This window comes from Bradyrhizobium sp. UFLA03-84 (assembly GCF_002289535.1).
GTDB lineage: Bacteria > Pseudomonadota > Alphaproteobacteria > Rhizobiales > Xanthobacteraceae > Bradyrhizobium > Bradyrhizobium viridifuturi.
In genome coordinates this window covers 146,419-162,343 of sequence record NZ_NSJY01000014.1, presented here as the reverse complement: position 1 = coordinate 162,343, position 15,925 = coordinate 146,419, and the positions used below count along the sequence as shown (strand labels likewise).

Below are 15,925 nucleotides of genomic sequence, written 5' to 3'. Positions count from 1 at the left end.
TGCGGGGGCGGGCACCTGATGGATCTGAACATGGGGTCATCAGCCTTACGGCGCGCTGGCTGCGGAATTAAACTTTTGTAATCGAGCGAGCTCGCGCTGCGGCAGAATAGCGCAGCCGAATTAAGGGCTTAGAAAGGAACTAAAGTGGCCTGTCTGGCGCGGATTCCGTCGCCAGCAGCCGTTCGAGGCGGGCCTGCTCGTCGGACGTCAATCCGGGGCCGGAATCGTCCCCAGATGCAGTCGGATTGCCCTTGCGCCGGCCAAGGCGCCAGAGCGCAAAACCGCCCAGCAGAAGTGCCAGCGGCGGTGTCAGCCACAGCACCAGCGTGTGCTCGTTGAGGCGCGGCTTGAGCAGCACGAATTCGCCGTAGCGGGCGACCAGGAAATCGATCACCTGGCGGTCACTGTCTCCGGCCGAAATGCGTTCGCGCACCAGCAAACGGAGGTCGCGCGCCAGCGGCGCCTCCGAATCGTCGATCGACTGGTTCTGGCAGACCATGCAGCGCAGCTCTTTGGAGAGCTCGCGCGCCCTCGCCTCCTTGGCCGGGTCCGTCATGATCTCGTCGGGCAGCACCGCCCGGGCGGGCATCGCGCCGAGCGTCAGGCTCAGCGCGAGCACGGCAGCTGCAAGCGCGCGCGACCGCATCACTCGGCCGCCTGCAATGCGCGCGCGGCGGCCTTCGCCGGCTTCGGCGCGCCGACCCGCAAGCGGCGGTCGGAAAGCGACAGCAGGCCGCCGAACGCCATCAGCACCGGTCCCCACCAGATCATCAGCACCAGCGGCTTGTGATAAATACGCACCGCGATCGCGCCGTCGGCCGAGACATCACCCAACGATATGTAGAGCTGGCTTGCGCCGCGCGTCAGCAGTGCGGCCTCCGTCGTCGAGGCGCCGCGGGTGGTGAAGTTGCGCTTCGACGGCGTCATCACGCTGACCTTCTCACCGTCGCGCGTCACGGTGAATTGCGCGATCATCTCGCGGAAGTTCGGGCCCTGCCGCGGGTTCAGGCCGTCGAGCCGCAGCTCGTAGCCGGCGACGCGGGCGACGTCGTCCGGCTTCATGGAGCCGATATATTCGCTGTTCCAGGTGGTCTCGCAGACGATCCCGATCAGGGCGATGCCGAGACCAGCATGCGCGAAGGCGGTGCCCCAGGTCGCACGCGGCAGGCCACGCGCCCGGCGCAGCGAGAGCGACAACGGAATCCGGAACAGCGCGATGCGTTCGGCGAGGTCGCACAGCGCACCGACGATGACGAAGGCCGCAAGCCCGATCGCGAGCGGCGCCAGCGTCGCGCCGCCATAGGTCCACGCAAGCACCAGGGCCATCGCCACCAGCGCAGCGATGCCGGCGACCATCAGCCGCTGCGCTGCGCCGAGCAGGTCGCCGCGTTTCCAGGCCAGCAGCGGACCGAACGGCACCGCGAGCAACAGCGGCACGAACAGCGGCGCGAAGGTGAAGTTGAAGAACGGCGCGCCGACCGAGATCTTCTCGCCGGTCAGGACCTCGAGCGCCAGCGGATACAGCGTGCCGATGAACACGGTCGCGCAAGCGGTGGTGAGCAGGAGGTTGTTGAGCACCAGCGCGCCTTCGCGCGAGATCGGCGCGAACAGCCCGCCCTGCTTCAGCGCCGGCGCGCGCCAGGCGTAGAGCGACAGGCTGCCGCCGATGAAGACGAACAGGATCAGCAGGATGAACACGCCGCGGGTCGGATCGGTCGCGAAGGCGTGAACCGATGTCAGCACGCCGGAGCGGACCAGGAAGGTGCCGAGCAGCGACAGCGAGAAGGTCAGGATCGACAGCAGCACGGTCCAGACCTTCAGCGCGTTGCGCTTCTCCATCACCAGCGCCGAATGCAGCAGCGCGGTGCCGGCCAGCCACGGCATCAGCGAAGCGTTCTCGACCGGATCCCAGAACCACCAGCCGCCCCAGCCGAGCTCGTAATAGGCCCAGTAGGAGCCCATCGCGATGCCGAGCGTGAGGAAGATCCACGCCATCAGCGTCCACGGCCGCACCCAGCGCGCCCAGGCGGCGTCGATCCGCCCCTCCAGCAGCGCCGCCACCGCGAACGAGAACGAGATCGAGAAGCCGACATAGCCGAGATAGAGCATCGGCGGATGCACCGCGAGGCCGATGTCCTGCAGCACCGGATTGAGGTCGCGGCCCTCGAGCGGCGGATTGGCGATGCGCAGGAACGGGTTCGAGGTGATCAGGATGAACAAATAGAACGCGCTGGCGACCCAGGCCTGCACCGCCAGCACATGCGCGCGCAGCGACAGCGGCAGGTTGTTGCCGAAGGCCGCGACGAGACCACCGAACAGCGCGAGGATCGACACCCACAGCAGCATCGAGCCTTCATGGTTTCCCCACACGCCGGTGATCTTGTAGAGCAGCGGCTTCAGCGAATGCGAATTCTCGTAGACGTTGGCGACCGAGAAATCCGAGGTGACATGCAAGGTCACCAGCGCCGCGAACGATGCCGCGACGAACAGCAATTGGGCGAGCGCGGTCGAGCGCGCGACGTTCATCAGCGCCGCATCGCGCCAGCGTGCGCCGATGATCGGCACGATCGACTGGATCAGCGCGAGCCCAAGCGCGAGCACCAGGGCATAATGTCCACTTTCAGCGATCACCGCATGGCTCCCTGGGTCGGCGCCGCGGAGGCGCTCGGCATTGCACCCGGCTTGTTGTCCGGCTTGGCGCCGTAATCGTCCTTCCAGTGGCCCTGCTTCTTCAGGGCATCGGCGACGTCCTTCGGCATATAGGTCTCGTCATGCTTGGCGAGCACGGTGTCGGCGCGGAACACGCCCGACGCATCGAGCGCGCCTTCGGCAACGACGCCCTGCCCCTCGCGGAACAGGTCCGGCAGGATGCCCTTGTAGGCGACAGGCAGCGTCGCGCTGCCATCGGCGACGGTGAAAGTCACGGCAAGGTTATCGCCGCGCTGGAGCGAGCCAGGCTGCACCAGACCGCCAAGGCGGAACCGCTTGCCCGGGCCGAGATGCTTTTCGGCGACCATCGACGGCGTCGAGAAGAACACGATGGAATCGCGCAGCGCGTTGAGCACCAGCCCCGCGGCGATCGCGAGCACGACAAGTGCACAGCCGATCAGTGTCAAACGCCGTTGCTTCCTGGTCATGGTCCATCCTTGCGCTCGATGCCGTCCGAAAACCGCCGCGCATTGCTCCGCGTCATGGGTTATCCATCCAGCCCGAGATTCTTCAGTCCTTCATTGAGCTGACGCAACCGGTCGGCATCCTTGGCCACCGCCTGACGGGCATCCGCGAGCGCGCTCATCGCCTTGTCGCGCTCGCCCATCACGAGATAGGCGCGCACCAGCCGCAGCCAACCCTCGACGTCGTCGCCATTGGTCTTCAGCCGCGTCGCCAGCCGGTCGACCATGCCCTTGATCATGGCGCCGCGATCGGCCTCGCTCATGTCCTTGGCCGCCGCGACCGCACCGTCAGGCAGCGCGGGTGCGCTAACGCCACCGGGCGCGATGACACCCGGGGAAACGTCCGGCACGGTGCCGCCGACCCGCACCAGCGCCGCCTGCACCAGCGGCCGCCACGGCGCATCGGATGGCCCCTTCGCCAGCATCTTCTGCCAGAGCGCAGCCGCATCGGCCTTGCGGCCGTCCTGCTCGGCGGCGAGACCGAGGAAATAGTTCGCCTTGGCATCGTCGCCGTTCAGCGCGACCGCGCGCTCGAACTCCGCCTTGGCGTCCGCGGTGACGACGCCGCCGGCGCTTCCCAGCAACGCCTCGCCGAGATCGGCGCGGCGATCGGCGCTGTCGCCGGCATAGGTGATGGCGTTGCGGTAGGCGCGGACCGCGTCATCGTAGCGGCCAAGCCGCGACAGCACCGGCGCCAGTACCGTCCAGCCGCGGCCGTCGGTCGGGTTCTTCTCCAGATGGGCCTCGACCTGCGCGACCAGATTGGCGAGCGGCTGGTTGGCATCGGCCACCTTGCTGCGCTCGGCGAGCGGGAAGTCGCCGAGCCGCGGCGAGCCGAGTGCGAGATAGAAGCCCGAAGCGATCACCGGCAGCCCGACCAGGGCCACGAGTGCCGCCGCGCGCCGCAGCGTGAGGCTGCCCTGCACCGGCGTGTTCTGTCCGCTCTGGTCGGCGGCGGCCAGCAGCCGGCGGCTGATCTCGATCCGCGCGGCATCGGCCTCGGCGGCGCCGATGATGCCTGCGGCCATGTCGCGGTCGATTTCGGCGAGCTGGTCGCGGTAGACCACGACCTCGCTGCCGCCAGAGTCCGCCCGCCCGCGCCGGCTGAGCGGCCATAGCACGGCAAAGATCGCCGCGACCGTCATCAGCGCGAACACAAACCACAGCGTCATCAAGCGGTTCCCGGATGGAACGGCGGCTTCCGGCAAGCCACCTTAGAATCGCTTTACACCACCGGCGGCGAGCCCGGCAATTGACAATTGCTGGATCGACCGAAGGTCGAAATCAGGTGGTTTTCCGGTGCCGTTCCATCGGTCCAGCAACGGCGTTTTCGGGCCGAGGCACGCGCTGGCAAAAATATCGAAAACAACCCCATGCAAAGGTGCCGGCGGGCGGCTCCCGGCGCTCGAATGCCGACTTGACACGTCGGGCAAATCAGCGCCACACTTCCATTATTCCGAAATTTGAGCCGTCTGTCTTTCCGCCCTGGTGGGCTCGTCGGCATGCGCGCGAACGACGTGGTACCATTACCCCGCCCGCGTCGACTTCCGCTCGCCGGTCACCGCATTCTCAGCCGCGCGGTTCATCAGCGAGGCGTAGTCGTGGCCGAACAGCACTTCGCAGAAGCGGATCGCGGCCTTGACCTGCTGCTGGCGGAAGGACCGGACCCGGGCGTCGCCGCCGCGCAGCGACTGCACCAGTCCCTCGGTCGACTGCTCGACATAATGCTGCAGGTCGGAGAAGGTCCGCAGCGTCACCTCGTTGATCGCGAGCTCGCTGGCATAGGTGCGGCATACCGCCACGAAATCGATCAGGGCGGCGGCGTCCTCGACCTCGGACTGATCGATCTTGGCGCCGGCCGTGATGTCCTTGTCGGCGCGCTGGCGCAGGATGCGGCGGACCCGGCCCGGCACGCTGTCGATCTCCGATTGCAGCGCGTTGGAGGTATCGGCACGGACCGATGTGAGCTGACGGCCCCATGTGGAGTCGTTGCGCAGATCGAGCTCGGTGCGCAGGCCGCGGACGCCGTCATGCAGGGTCTTGAGCTGCTCGCTGACATATTCGAAATGCCCGCGCTTGATGTCGGTGCGCAGGCAGGCCGCGACGAATGACAGGTCATGCAGCGCGATGGTGACGGCGATGCCGTACGGCGTCGCCGCGACCCGCAGCTCGTCGTCGGAAGCCGCCATCTTGATGGCGAGCCGGACGATCTGCCACGGCGCGGCGAGCCGCTGCGCGATCAATGACAGCGCGAACGGCAGCAGCTGCGGCGTCTGCAGCGACGGCAGCTTCAGCGCGTCGGTCGCGGAGGCGATCTGGGAATCGGCAAACACGCGGATCTGGCTCGGCAGCCGGCTGCCGAGGGTTTCCAGCGCTTCGCGGGCCTGCAACACCAGGCCCATCGGCAGCAGGTCCTCGACCACGCTCGGCGGGCCGACGCGCGACAAGGCACGCTGGCGGTCTTCCTGGCTTGGCCCCGCGATCTTGATGATGGCCTCCGCAGCCGCCAGCTGGAACTTGCGCGCGGCAACTTCCATCGGACCGCTTTCGGTCGCCGCCGCCAGCGCCGCCTCGAATTCGCGGGCCGCCTCGGGGGCCCCCTCGCGGGCCAGCCACTGCCAGATCGGGAGCAGCGAGGCGCGCCGAAGCTGGCCGGGCCGGGTCGGGAAATTGGTCTCGGCGAGGAACGGCTCGAGCGGCCGGAACAAGAGCCGCGCCGGATCATCGCTGCGCGGCTCGATCCGCTCGTCCTCCTCGGCCCCGCGCACGATCTTGCGCAGCTGTTCCAGCACCAGATTGGCGACGGTGACGTCGTCGCCGCGTTCGACCGCGCGCTCCAGCTCCCGCATCAGCAGCGCCTGCGATTGCGGCGGAAGCTGCGCGAGATAATCCCTCAGCCGCTCGGTCGATTTCTGGCTCATGCGCCCGGTCGTGAAAGCTTGGTGCCCGGCAAACGCCGCAGCCCGTCCGCCCGGGATGATAGAGGTCGGCGCGTTAAGAAGCCGTTATCTGAAAAATACGACGGATCAATAGCTTAGAGTTCCTGACGCGTCGAAGGCCCAATTGAAATGATTGAGGAAAATCGCAAGCTGCCTCATGCGATCCGCCGCCGTCCGATCTCTGCGTCACTCCGGACATGGCTGTCCGGCGGCGCCCCACATAGCCATGTCCTTCACGTGATCCTCAAACGTCCCCGGCGGGGTCGTACGGCCTTGCCCGGGTGCCCATCCGCGCGGGATGAAGCCGTTGAGCGATGCATCGTGCCTCAAATGCTCCAGCAGGCCGACGGCGTCGCGGCCGCCGTTGCGTTTGGGGTCCCTGAGCTGCGCGCAGATCTCTGCGCCGCTCTTGCCGAACCAGATGAATTCGACGGGCGCGAGCTGCCAGTCGATGCCGGCGCGAGGCGGTGACGGCGCCGGCTCGTTGGCTTGCGTCGACGTCATGTGACAGGTCGAGCAGGTGAGCTTCTCGGCACCAATGCGGCTATCGCCGCCGTGGATGTTCATGCCATGGACGCGAGGCCTGGATTCACCTGCCGGCGTCCAGATCGGGATGGCCTTGGCATCGACGTGACAATTCGCGCATCGCGGATGCGTCACGACGGCCTCGATGCGCTTCCAGGCCTCCAGCCCCTCGGCGCGGCTGACACTGCCCGCCGGCAGGACGTCCTTGTTGGCTTCGTCCTTGGCTGCAACGAGTCCAGTCAGGACGGCCGTTGCCGAGGCGGCAAGAGCGAGCATCATCAGATATCTCTTCATGGCCCGCCTCAGACGAAATCGATGAACTTGTTGAACGGCATTTCGCGGATGCGCTGTCCGGTCGCCGCGAAGATCGCGTTCGCGAGCGCGGGTGCAGCCGGCGGGACCGGCGGTTCTCCGACCCCCCTCACCTTCGGATCGTTCTCGAGCCCGCGGACTTCGATCACCGGACACTGGTAGATGCGCATCGCTTCGTGGTGATTGTAATTGGTCTGCTGTACCGCGCCTTTTGCATAAGTGAGTTCGCAATTGATGGCATGGCCGAGCCCCCAGACGACGCCGCCCTGCACCTGGTTCTCGAAATTGACGGGATCGACGACCTTGCCGACATCGACGGCGACCCAGACCTTGTCGATCCTGATGCCCCTGTCCGTCTTCGTCACTTCGACGACTTCCGCAACCGGCGTGCCGAAAGCCTCGACGAAGGCGACGCCGCGGCCACGGCCGTTTCCGAGCGGTCCCTTCCAATCCGACATCTCCGCGACCGTCTCCAGCACCTTCCGGTAGGTCGGCACATTGCACATCGCGATGCGCGCCTTCATGGGATCGAGGCCCGCGGCGTGGATCAGTTCGTCGATGAAGCTCTCGGTGAAGAAGCCCGCGGTTGACGCACCGACCGATCGCCATGTGGTGCTCGGCGACAATCCCTGCGCCTCGTAGCTTGTGCCGCGGAAATTGGGGATGTCGTAGTAGACGTTCCACAGACCCGCGGCCAGTTGCCCGTCGGGATCCTTCGATGGGATGCCCGAGCGCTCGAGCAATCCCTTGAGCGGAGTCGTCGAGGCCAGTTGCAGATCGACGGCCACGATCTTGCCGTTGTCGACGCTGCCCTTGTGCCTGGCGATGGCAATCTGGCGCGGAATGTCCTGGAGGAAATCCTCTTCGCGCGAGAACACGAGCTTGATCGGCGTACCGCGCATCTGGTTTGCGATTTCCGCCAGGACGCGAACGTTCTCATATTCGAGACGGTGCCCGAAGCTTCCGCCCGTCCATTGATTGTGGAAGGTGACCTGTTCCGGCTTCAGGCCGATCGCCGCCGCCGCGATATTCTGCACGAATTGCGGGCTCTGATGGCCGACCCAGATCTCCATGCCCTTGTCGGTTACCAGTCCCATTCCGTTGAGAGGCTCAAGCGGCTGATGCGCCAGATAGGGCGCGCGATATTCGGCTTCGACGCGCGTGCCAACCTTCAACCCGGCCTCGATATCGCCGATCTTGCGCCACTCCTTGCCGAGGAATTCGGGCTTGAACGACGTTTCCAGCACCTTCCAGTGATCGGCCTGCTCGGCCGGATACACTGACGGCGCCCACTCGCAATCGATCGCGGCGACCGCCTTCATCGCATACCAGCTGTTGGTGGCAACCACCGCAACGCCATTCTTGATTTCGAGGATCTTCTTGACCCCCGGCATCGTGCGGGCCTTGCTCGCGTCATATGACTTCAGCGGCTGCCCCTTGCTGGGGTTCAGCTTGACGGAGGCATAGAGCATGCCGTCCATTTTCATATCGATGCCGAACTTCAATTCGCCCATCACCTTCGGGCGAATATCGAGACGCGTCATCGGCTTGCCCAGCAACCGCCATTGTGACGGATCGCGCGGCTTCGCATCGAGCACGGGCGCTATCTTGGCGGCATCTGCCGCGAGTTCGAGATAGGCAATCTTCTTCCCGTCCGGCAGGATCACATGGCCGGATTGCGTGCGGAGGTCGGCGACAGCAACTCCCGCACGCTTGGCCGCGACGGCCTTCAGCGTCTCGCGTGCGACCGCGCCGGCGACCCGCAGCTTCTGGTAGGTGTCCGGAATCGTGCTCGAGCCGCCGGTCATCTGCAGACCGGTCTTTCTGAGATATTCGAGCGAGGCGGCGCGCGCTTCTTCGGCGGCCGGGCTTTGGTCCGCGGCCACGAACGGCGCGAATTCATCCGCAAAACCAGTGTTGAAATAGGCGGGACTGGGGCCGGCGAACCTGATCTCGAACTGCCCGGGATCCAGATCCATCTCTTCGGCGATCAGGATCGGCTGCACCGAGCCGACGCCCTGGCCGATGTCGGCATGCTGCGCAATGAGCGTGATTTTCTCCGGGCTGATTTCGACCCAGGGGTTGAAGGTGACGGAATTCGGCCCGAGGCCGGCGCTCAACGGATTGTCACTTGCCGTCGCGGCCTGCACAGCATCGCCGTACAAGCCGAAGGCGATGCCGCCTGCTACCGCTGCGGAGCCAAAAACGAATGCGCGGCGCGAATAGGTCTGAGGTGCCATCTCACTTCTCCGCCATCTTCTTCGCGGCCGCCGCGTGGATAGCCGCCCGAATGCGCGGATAGGTGCCGCAACGACAGAGATTGCCGGACATCACCTCGTTGATGTCTTCGTCGGTCGGCTGCGCGATCAGATCGAGCAGCGAGATGGCCTGCATGATCTGGCCGGTCTGACAGTAACCGCATTGCGGGACCTGATGTTCGATCCAGGCCTGCAGAACCGGATGCTGGTCCCGCTTTTCCAACCCTTCGAGGGTGACGACCGATTTGCCGGCAATCTCGCCGATATGCGCCTGGCAGGATCGGACCGCCATTCCATCGATCTGCACGGTGCAGGCGCCGCATTGCGCAACTCCGCAGCCATATTTGGGGCTTGTGATTCCGAGTTCGTCGCGCAGCACCCACAGCAAAGGCATCTCGGGGACAACGTCGACTTGGTGCTTGGTCCCATTGACCGTGAGCTCAATCATGGAGTCCTCGCAGGTCTTGGCCTGACTTACGGTCAGGCGATGGCGAAACGGTAACCGACGCTTGTTACACTGCCAAGTACACTGATTAGGCAGGTGTGTGCGGTGACGTTGCGGCCAGCAACGCCATCGGCTCGCCACTGCGCGGGCACCAACGACTAGACCGCCGGCAACACCAGCTCGGCCCGCAGGCCGCCGATCGGCGCATCGCTCAGGATGAGCTTGCCGCCATAGAGGCCGGCGAGATCGGTCACGATCGACAGGCCGAGCCCCGAGCCGGGCTTCGACTCATCGAGCCGCTGGCCGCGGCGGGACACCTGGGCGCGCTCCGCTTCCGACAGGCCGCGTCCATCGTCGTCGACCACGATGCGCAGCCTGGGACCGGCGCCCGATGCTTCCGGCGGGACCACGGAGACCTCGATGAACACCTGCGAAGCCGCCCATTTGCAGGCGTTGTCGACGAGATTGCCGACCATCTCCTCCAGGTCCTGCCGCTCGCCGCGAAACCGCGCCGCCGGGTCGGCCTTCGCCTCGATCGAGAGGTCGCGGTCGCGATGGATCTTCTCCATGGTCCGGCGCAGCGCCTCGATGGCCGGCGCGACGTCGGTGATGGTCGAGACGATGGTGGCACGGGCGGCAATCCGGGCGCGCTCGAGATGGTGCGCGACCTGGTCACGCATCACATCGGCCTGCTCCAGCACCTTGCTGGCAAAGGGATCGGCGGCATGCGCGGCCGCCTCGTTCACGATCACCGACAGCGGCGTCTTGATCGCATGGGCGAGATTGCCGACATGGGTGCGCGAGCGCTCGACGATCTCCCGGTTGGCATCGATCAGCGCATTGGTCTCGCGCGCCAGCGGCGCGATCTCGACCGGGAACCGGCCCTCCAGCCGTTCGGCGCGGCCGGAGCGGATATCGGCGATCGCATCCGAGATGCGCTTGAGCGGCGCCAGGCCGTAACGCACCTGGAAGATCGTGGTCAGCAGCAGCACGATGCCCAGGGCCGCGAAGGTGCCGAACAGATAATAGTCGAAGCTGCGGGTCTCATCGAAGATCTCGGTGGCGTCGCCGGCGACGCTGACCAGGAACTTGCCGTCGGCGCCGAGATCGACCGGCCGCTCCACCACCCGCAGGCTCTGGCCCTCCGGTCCATCGACATAGCCGAGGCGGACGCCGGCGGCGGTCAGCTCGGCGCCGTGCTCCTCGAGCTTGGGCAGCTTCTTGTCCCACAGCGAGCGCGAGGCGCGGGTCTCACCCTTTTCGGTGTCGGTGCGGGTGATCTGCCAGTACCAGCCCGACAGCGGCAGGTCGAACAGCGGCTCGCCGAGCGACTGGAACTGGCGGTCGGCCGGCTCGTCCGGCGTCGCCACCTCGGCGATCAGGGTGCGCAGATAGAGATTGAGCCTTCGGTCGAAGGCGCGCTCGGTCGCGTCGCGATAGACCGACGACAGGATGACGCCCGTGATCGCCAGGATCACCACCACCCAGGCGGTCGCCGAGACGAACAGGCGGGTCGCGAGCGAACTGCCCCCCATCAGGGCACGCGCTCGAACAGCGTGTCAGTGGCAACAGACATCAGGGATTCAGACATCAGCGAATCCAGTCCTCCCGGCGCGGATCATGACAATGCCCGTGTACGCCGATCAAGCACTCTAAGAGCATGATCCGATTGTAAAGGATATGCCCTCATCCTTTTGTTTGATCGCGTTTTCTTCGCGCGAGCGACCGCGGTATCCGCGTCGCTCGAAAACGCTTTAAGTCGGCGCCGACAGCATGTAGCCGAGGCCGCGAACCGTCTGGATGATATCGACTTCCAGCTTCTTGCGGATGCGGCCGACGAACACCTCGATGGTGTTGGAGTCGCGGTCGAAGTCCTGGTCGTAGAGATGCTCGACCAGCTCAGTGCGCGAGACCACCCGCCCGGTGTGATGCATCAGATAGTCGAGCAGGTTGTACTCGTGCGAGGTCAGCTTGATCGGGTTGCCGTTGACGGTGACGCGTTTGGTGCGGGTGTTGAGCGCCACCGGCCCGCAGATCAGCTCGACCTGGGCATGCCCGGTCGCCCGGCGCAGCAGCGCACGGATCCGCGCCAGCACCTCCTCGAGGTGGAAGGGCTTGGCGACATAATCGTCGGCGCCGGCGTCGAAGCCCTGAACCTTGTCGCTCCAGCGGTCGCGCGCGGTGAGGATCAGCACCGGCATCACCCGCTTGTTCCGCCGCCAGGCCTCCAGCACCGAGATACCGTCCATCTTCGGCAGGCCGATATCCAGCACGACGGCGTCATAGGGCTCGCTGTCGCCGAGGAAATGCCCCTCCTCGCCGTCGAACGCGCGATCGACCACATAGCCGGCGTCCGTCAGCGCGGTGGTGAGCTGGCGGTTCAGATCCGGGTCATCCTCAACGACGAGCAGACGCACTTTGGCCTCCGAGAGTGAGCATTGCGATAGTTCGGCATCAAATGAGGCTTCGCGCCGTGAACGGCCTATGAATGGATCCGCGCCGCAAAGCTAATTTTTTCGTCAGGTGCACCATCCCGGGAACCCGCGCAAGCGCCCCCGGTTCCATTGATCAGATGCGGATGGAATCGCGGCGGGTTGCAGTTTATGGTACTTGGATACCAAATACTTGGATGCGCACCGGCTCACCCAATATCGTGTTGCCAACGTGCCGGCGCCGTGCGCCAAGTCACCGACGGCAGCGGGTTAACCTTCGGCGGGCATTTAATTGTCGCTGATATCGGCGATGCGCTAAGCCAGCCCGGCTAGGTGCAGGGATCGGGAATACTTTTTTGCTTGTTTCGAAGATCAGGACGTTTGCTGTGGTCGCCGGCTGGCTAGCGCTGGCCTTCATCGCATTTGTCACACTGTCGCCAATCCAGGACCGTCCGTCATTCCTGCATCCGCAGGCCGAGCGCTTCGCCGCCTATGCCGTGATGGGACTGGCCTTTGTGCTGGGCTACCCGCGGCGCACCGCGCTGATTGTGCTGTTTGTCGTCTTCAGCGCCTTCACGCTGGAAGCGATGCAATTGCTGACGCCGGACCGCCACGGCCGGCTGCTCGACGCGGTCGTGAAGGTCGCGGGAGGTTTTGCCGGCATCGGCGCGGGTCACTTCATCCTGTTGGTGCTGCGCAGCCAGTTCGGCCGGCTGAGGTCGCGGGCGGAGCATTCGCCGAGCTAATCGCGCTTCGGCGCTTCCGCTGACTTCGTGCCCTCCTGCGCCATGCATTGCTGAAAGAAATGCAGCCGGTCGCCGTTCATCGGCACGGCGCCCGGCCGCTTGTACGGATAGACCATATAGGCCGCGCGCAGGCACCGTTTCGCCGTCTCCGCATCGGGCGCGGCGATCGCGGCATTCGACGACATCAACAGCGCCAGCACCGCGCTGAGCCGAATGCGCGCACAGCTCACGGTTTCTCGCATTCCGAGTAGAACACGCCGTTCGCGGCCGCCAGCCGCTGCAGGCAATGCCGCTTGTCGGTCACTGCGCCCTCGACCGTGAAATCGTAGGCCTGGGCCTTCAGGATCAGCGCGTAGCGTCCCGGCGACAGCGGCGCGTCGTCGCGCGGCTGAATCTCGAACATCTGCGGATCCTCGCTGAGCGGCGCGGCGCGGAACGGGATCGAGATGTTGCGGATCACCCAGGTGTCGTCGCCCGGCGAGACCACCGGCTTGCCGGTCGCATCGAACGTGGTCTGCTGGGTCACGCGCGCGATCAGGCGCACGTCGATCGGATCGGAGGCACCGCCAGCGCCGTCGCGCCGGAACACGATGAAGCGCAGATGCCCGTCCGGCAGCGAGGTCTCGCTCGGCCTGGTGATGGCAGCCGAAATCGCAATGCGCGGATCCGGCGCGCGCCCTTGGATCAATTGCAGCTCGTACAGCTTGCCGCCGCTCTCGGCATAGACGCCATAAGCCGTCGGCAACGGCCGGTTCGGCAACGGCGGCGCGGCGGGCATGGCCGGCGGCGCGGGCACGGCGGCAATCACCGCCGGCCTCTGGGGTTGCGCCGGCGACGGTGCGAGCGACCCCGCGATGATCGCGCGCGCCGCGGCCAAAGACACGCCGTGTTGCTGCAGCAGGACGACGGCCGCGATCAATGCGAAGAAACCCAGCATCGCAACATAACGCAGCGGCGCCGACGACGACCATCGCGGATGGCGCGGCAGCCCGGCCGGCGCTGCCTGCTCGAGCGTCGTGACGAAGGCCTCCTCGGCATCAATCCGCGGCGGCCCCTCGATCCGGCGCGCGGCGCCCGCCGCCTCCAGGAACGCGGGCAGCGGCCGCGCCGGCGGCACCGAAAACCTTTCGAGCACATTGTTCGCGGTGTGCGCCTCGACGCCTTCGATCGCCGCTTCCAGCGCCTGCATCAGGCGCGCCTTTTCGCCGGCATCCTCATGCGCGAGCTGCCGCAGCTTCTGCCGCGCCAGCTCGTAGACCGCGCTGCGCAGCTGCTGCGGGTCGGAACGCACGGAGTCGATGGTCCGCGCCAGCACCAGCGCGAACTCCACCTCGGGGTGCGCAGGGCTGATGTCCCTGACCGTCCTCTGGGCCGGCGTCGACGTCATAAATGTTAGTCTGGTTCGTCCTTAATGTTACAACATTCTAGGCGGCTTTTAATGTTAACACAAATGGCGAAACACGCGGATCACGCCGCGGTTTGACCATACCGATCCGAGCAGCAGCAGGTTTCCTTGAGCCGTTTTCTGCACATCCTGGACGACCGGTTCTTCGCGCCGAAGCGGGACCGCCCGTCCTGGCCGGATCTCCTGCTGTTCGCGGGATGGATGGTGCTGGTCGGCTTCCAGGTCGCCCGTCACGTGATGTGGCGCGACGAAGTCCGCGCGCTCACCATCGCGCTGAACGGCGACGACCTTATCGCCATGCTGAAGGGCCTGCATGGCGAGGGCCACCCTGCCCTCTGGTACCTGCTGCTGCGCGGCGCGCATGCGGTGTTCGGCCGGGTCGAAGTGCTGCCCGGCGTCGCCTTCGTGGTCGGGCTCCTCACGGTCGCGCTGCTGATCTTCCGCTCGCCGTTCCCACGGCCGTTGGTGCTGCTGCTGATCACGAGCCATGCGCTGCTGTTCGAATATGTCGTGATGGCGCGGAACTACGGCATCTCGGCGCTGTTCCTGTTCGCGATCGCGGCCTGTTATCCGGCGCACCGTGGTCGCGGCGTCCTGCTCGGCGTGCTGCTGTTCCTGCTCGCCAACACCAATGTCGTCGGCTCGATCATGGTCGGCGCGTTCCTGCTGTTCTGGCTGCTCGACCTGCTCGAGACCCATGGCTGGCGCTGGTCGCCGCAACTCAGCAATTTCGCGATCAACGCGATCGTCGCGACGATCGGCGTCGTGATCTGCGCGGCGACGATGCTGCCGACCTATAATGACGCGGCGGCCCGCGACTGGTCGCAGGGTTCAGCGCTGACGGCTGCGATGCTTTCCCTGGTGAATCCCGGTGCGACATCGCTGGGCGCGCTGTTCGCCAATCTGCTGCCGGGGATCGCAGGCTCGGTGCTGCTGTTCGCCGCAACGCTCGGGCTGCTGCCGCGGCGGGCGGCCTTTCTCGCCGCCATCGCCGCATTGCTGCTGAGCTCGCTGTTCTTTGCCGTCGCCGCCAACGGTGCCTACCGCCACGCCGCGGTCTGGCTCTGCTTCCTGATCACGCTGTACTGGATCAGCTGGAACAATGTCGCTACCGCATCCGACGGACTGCTGCCGGCAATCGGACGCATATCGCTCCTGCTGTTGCTCGCCATCCAGACCGCCGCAGGCATCAACGATTTGCGCAACGCGGCAACCGGCGTCGTCGCGAGCCGCAGCGCCGATCTCGGCCGCCTGCTCGCCTCGCGCGCCGATCTCGCCAATGCTGCGATCCTCAGCGAGCCGGAATGGCTGGTCGAGGCGTTGCCCTACTATGTCAAGAACCCGCTGTATCTCGCACGCGACCACAAGTTCGGCAGCGTCGTGATCTTCACGCGCAAGGGCCGGATGGACAGCGATCTCGGCGAGACGCTGCGCCTCGCACGCGAGCTCCGCGAGACCTCGGGTGCCCCCGTCCTCATCCTGCTGGCCTACCGGCTCGATGAGATCACGCCCGACCGGATCTATGACGAGGGCAAGAACTGGCGGACGTTCCGCGCCTCGGCCGCCGAGATCAGCGACTTCCGCGCAGCGACCACGCTGATCCACCGCTTCGACCCCGCCAAGACCGACGAGAGCTTCGACGTCTATCTGCTCAGATAGGCGGTCGATCGAGGACACCAGGAAAGGACCG

Annotated in this window: 14 protein-coding genes; 2 read left to right on the top strand and 12 right to left on the bottom strand. The window is 65.9% G+C overall.

Annotated features, from left to right (window positions below; translation table 11 throughout):
* Positions 1 to 139: 139 nt before the first annotated feature.
* The 10 genes from CK489_RS22460 to CK489_RS22415 form a co-directional block, all read right to left on the bottom strand.
* A complete protein-coding gene (locus CK489_RS22460; protein ID WP_095733840.1) occupies positions 140 to 646 on the bottom strand; it encodes a cytochrome c-type biogenesis protein in 507 nt (168 codons plus the stop codon).
* Complete coding sequence (locus tag CK489_RS22455) at positions 646 to 2,631, bottom strand: heme lyase CcmF/NrfE family subunit (protein ID WP_095733839.1); 1,986 nt, start codon at positions 2,629 to 2,631, stop codon at positions 646 to 648. Before CK489_RS22455 ends, CK489_RS22460 begins: the two co-directional genes overlap by 1 nt.
* A complete protein-coding gene (gene ccmE, locus CK489_RS22450) occupies positions 2,628 to 3,137 on the bottom strand; it encodes a cytochrome c maturation protein CcmE (protein WP_095733838.1) in 510 nt (169 codons plus the stop codon). Before ccmE ends, CK489_RS22455 begins: the two co-directional genes overlap by 4 nt.
* 59 nt (positions 3,138 to 3,196) lie before the next feature.
* On the bottom strand, positions 3,197 to 4,345 hold the full coding sequence (gene ccmI / locus CK489_RS22445) for a c-type cytochrome biogenesis protein CcmI (protein ID WP_095733837.1): 1,149 nt from the start codon (positions 4,343 to 4,345) through the stop codon (positions 3,197 to 3,199).
* Positions 4,346 to 4,699: 354 nt separating this feature from the next.
* Entirely contained in the window at positions 4,700 to 6,094 is a 1,395-nt protein-coding gene (locus tag CK489_RS22440) for a hypothetical protein (protein WP_095733836.1), read from the bottom strand.
* 204 nt (positions 6,095 to 6,298) lie between these two features.
* Positions 6,299 to 6,931, bottom strand: a complete 633-nt coding sequence (locus CK489_RS22435; RefSeq protein ID WP_050630294.1) for a hypothetical protein — start codon at positions 6,929 to 6,931, stop codon at positions 6,299 to 6,301.
* Positions 6,932 to 6,939: 8 nt separating this feature from the next.
* Positions 6,940 to 9,189 (bottom strand): xanthine dehydrogenase family protein molybdopterin-binding subunit, encoded by a 2,250-nt coding sequence (locus tag CK489_RS22430; RefSeq protein ID WP_095733835.1) that lies wholly within the window; start codon positions 9,187 to 9,189, stop codon positions 6,940 to 6,942.
* 1 nt (position 9,190) lies between these two features.
* Positions 9,191 to 9,655 (bottom strand): (2Fe-2S)-binding protein, encoded by a 465-nt coding sequence (locus CK489_RS22425; protein WP_167350174.1) that lies wholly within the window; start codon positions 9,653 to 9,655, stop codon positions 9,191 to 9,193.
* Between the two features lie 155 nt (positions 9,656 to 9,810).
* The gene (locus tag CK489_RS22420) at positions 9,811 to 11,187 is read right to left on the bottom strand and encodes a sensor histidine kinase (protein ID WP_050630292.1); all 1,377 of its coding nucleotides are present in this window, start codon (positions 11,185 to 11,187) and stop codon (positions 9,811 to 9,813) included.
* A 219-nt stretch (positions 11,188 to 11,406) separates the two neighbouring features.
* Positions 11,407 to 12,069: a response regulator transcription factor gene (locus tag CK489_RS22415; RefSeq protein ID WP_095733834.1), complete on the bottom strand. Its 663-nt coding sequence runs from the start codon at positions 12,067 to 12,069 to the stop codon at positions 11,407 to 11,409.
* Between the two features lie 371 nt (positions 12,070 to 12,440).
* Between CK489_RS22415 and CK489_RS22410 the strand changes: the two genes are divergently transcribed.
* Entirely contained in the window at positions 12,441 to 12,830 is a 390-nt protein-coding gene (locus CK489_RS22410; protein WP_050630291.1) for a hypothetical protein, read from the top strand.
* Here the strand turns inward: CK489_RS22410 and CK489_RS22405 are convergent.
* Together CK489_RS22405 and CK489_RS22400 are read right to left on the bottom strand one after the other, a co-directional pair.
* Entirely contained in the window at positions 12,827 to 13,060 is a 234-nt protein-coding gene (locus CK489_RS22405) for a hypothetical protein (protein WP_245350474.1), read from the bottom strand. The two genes, CK489_RS22410 and CK489_RS22405, sit on opposite strands and share 4 nt — an antisense overlap.
* Positions 13,057 to 14,217 (bottom strand): hypothetical protein, encoded by a 1,161-nt coding sequence (locus CK489_RS22400; protein WP_245350473.1) that lies wholly within the window; start codon positions 14,215 to 14,217, stop codon positions 13,057 to 13,059. The genes CK489_RS22405 and CK489_RS22400 overlap by 4 nt, the downstream gene beginning before the upstream one ends.
* 126 nt (positions 14,218 to 14,343) lie before the next feature.
* Here CK489_RS22400 and CK489_RS22395 point away from each other — a divergent pair, with 126 nt between their 5' ends.
* Positions 14,344 to 15,894 carry a hypothetical protein gene (locus tag CK489_RS22395; RefSeq protein WP_095733831.1) on the top strand — a complete coding sequence of 517 codons (1,551 nt, stop codon included), beginning with the start codon at positions 14,344 to 14,346 and terminating at the stop codon, positions 15,892 to 15,894.
* Positions 15,895 to 15,925 lie beyond the last annotated feature (31 nt).

What these genes read in the sequence shown, in the direction of transcription:
- CK489_RS22460 (WP_095733840.1), bottom strand. Translation starts at nt 646, where the DNA reads ATGCGGTCGCGCGCGCTTGCAGCTGCCGTGCTCGCGCTGAGCCTGACG.
- CK489_RS22400 (WP_245350473.1), bottom strand. Translation starts at nt 14,217, where the DNA reads ATGACGTCGACGCCGGCCCAGAGGACGGTCAGGGACATCAGCCCTGCG.
- ccmE (WP_095733838.1), bottom strand. Translation starts at nt 3,137, where the DNA reads ATGACCAGGAAGCAACGGCGTTTGACACTGATCGGCTGTGCACTTGTC.
- ccmI (WP_095733837.1), bottom strand. Translation starts at nt 4,345, where the DNA reads ATGACGCTGTGGTTTGTGTTCGCGCTGATGACGGTCGCGGCGATCTTT.
- CK489_RS22435 (WP_050630294.1), bottom strand. Translation starts at nt 6,931, where the DNA reads ATGAAGAGATATCTGATGATGCTCGCTCTTGCCGCCTCGGCAACGGCC.
- CK489_RS22425 (WP_167350174.1), bottom strand. Translation starts at nt 9,655, where the DNA reads ATGATTGAGCTCACGGTCAATGGGACCAAGCACCAAGTCGACGTTGTC.
- CK489_RS22430 (WP_095733835.1), bottom strand. Translation starts at nt 9,189, where the DNA reads ATGGCACCTCAGACCTATTCGCGCCGCGCATTCGTTTTTGGCTCCGCA.
- CK489_RS22420 (WP_050630292.1), bottom strand. Translation starts at nt 11,187, where the DNA reads ATGGGGGGCAGTTCGCTCGCGACCCGCCTGTTCGTCTCGGCGACCGCC.
- CK489_RS22440 (WP_095733836.1), bottom strand. Translation starts at nt 6,094, where the DNA reads ATGAGCCAGAAATCGACCGAGCGGCTGAGGGATTATCTCGCGCAGCTT.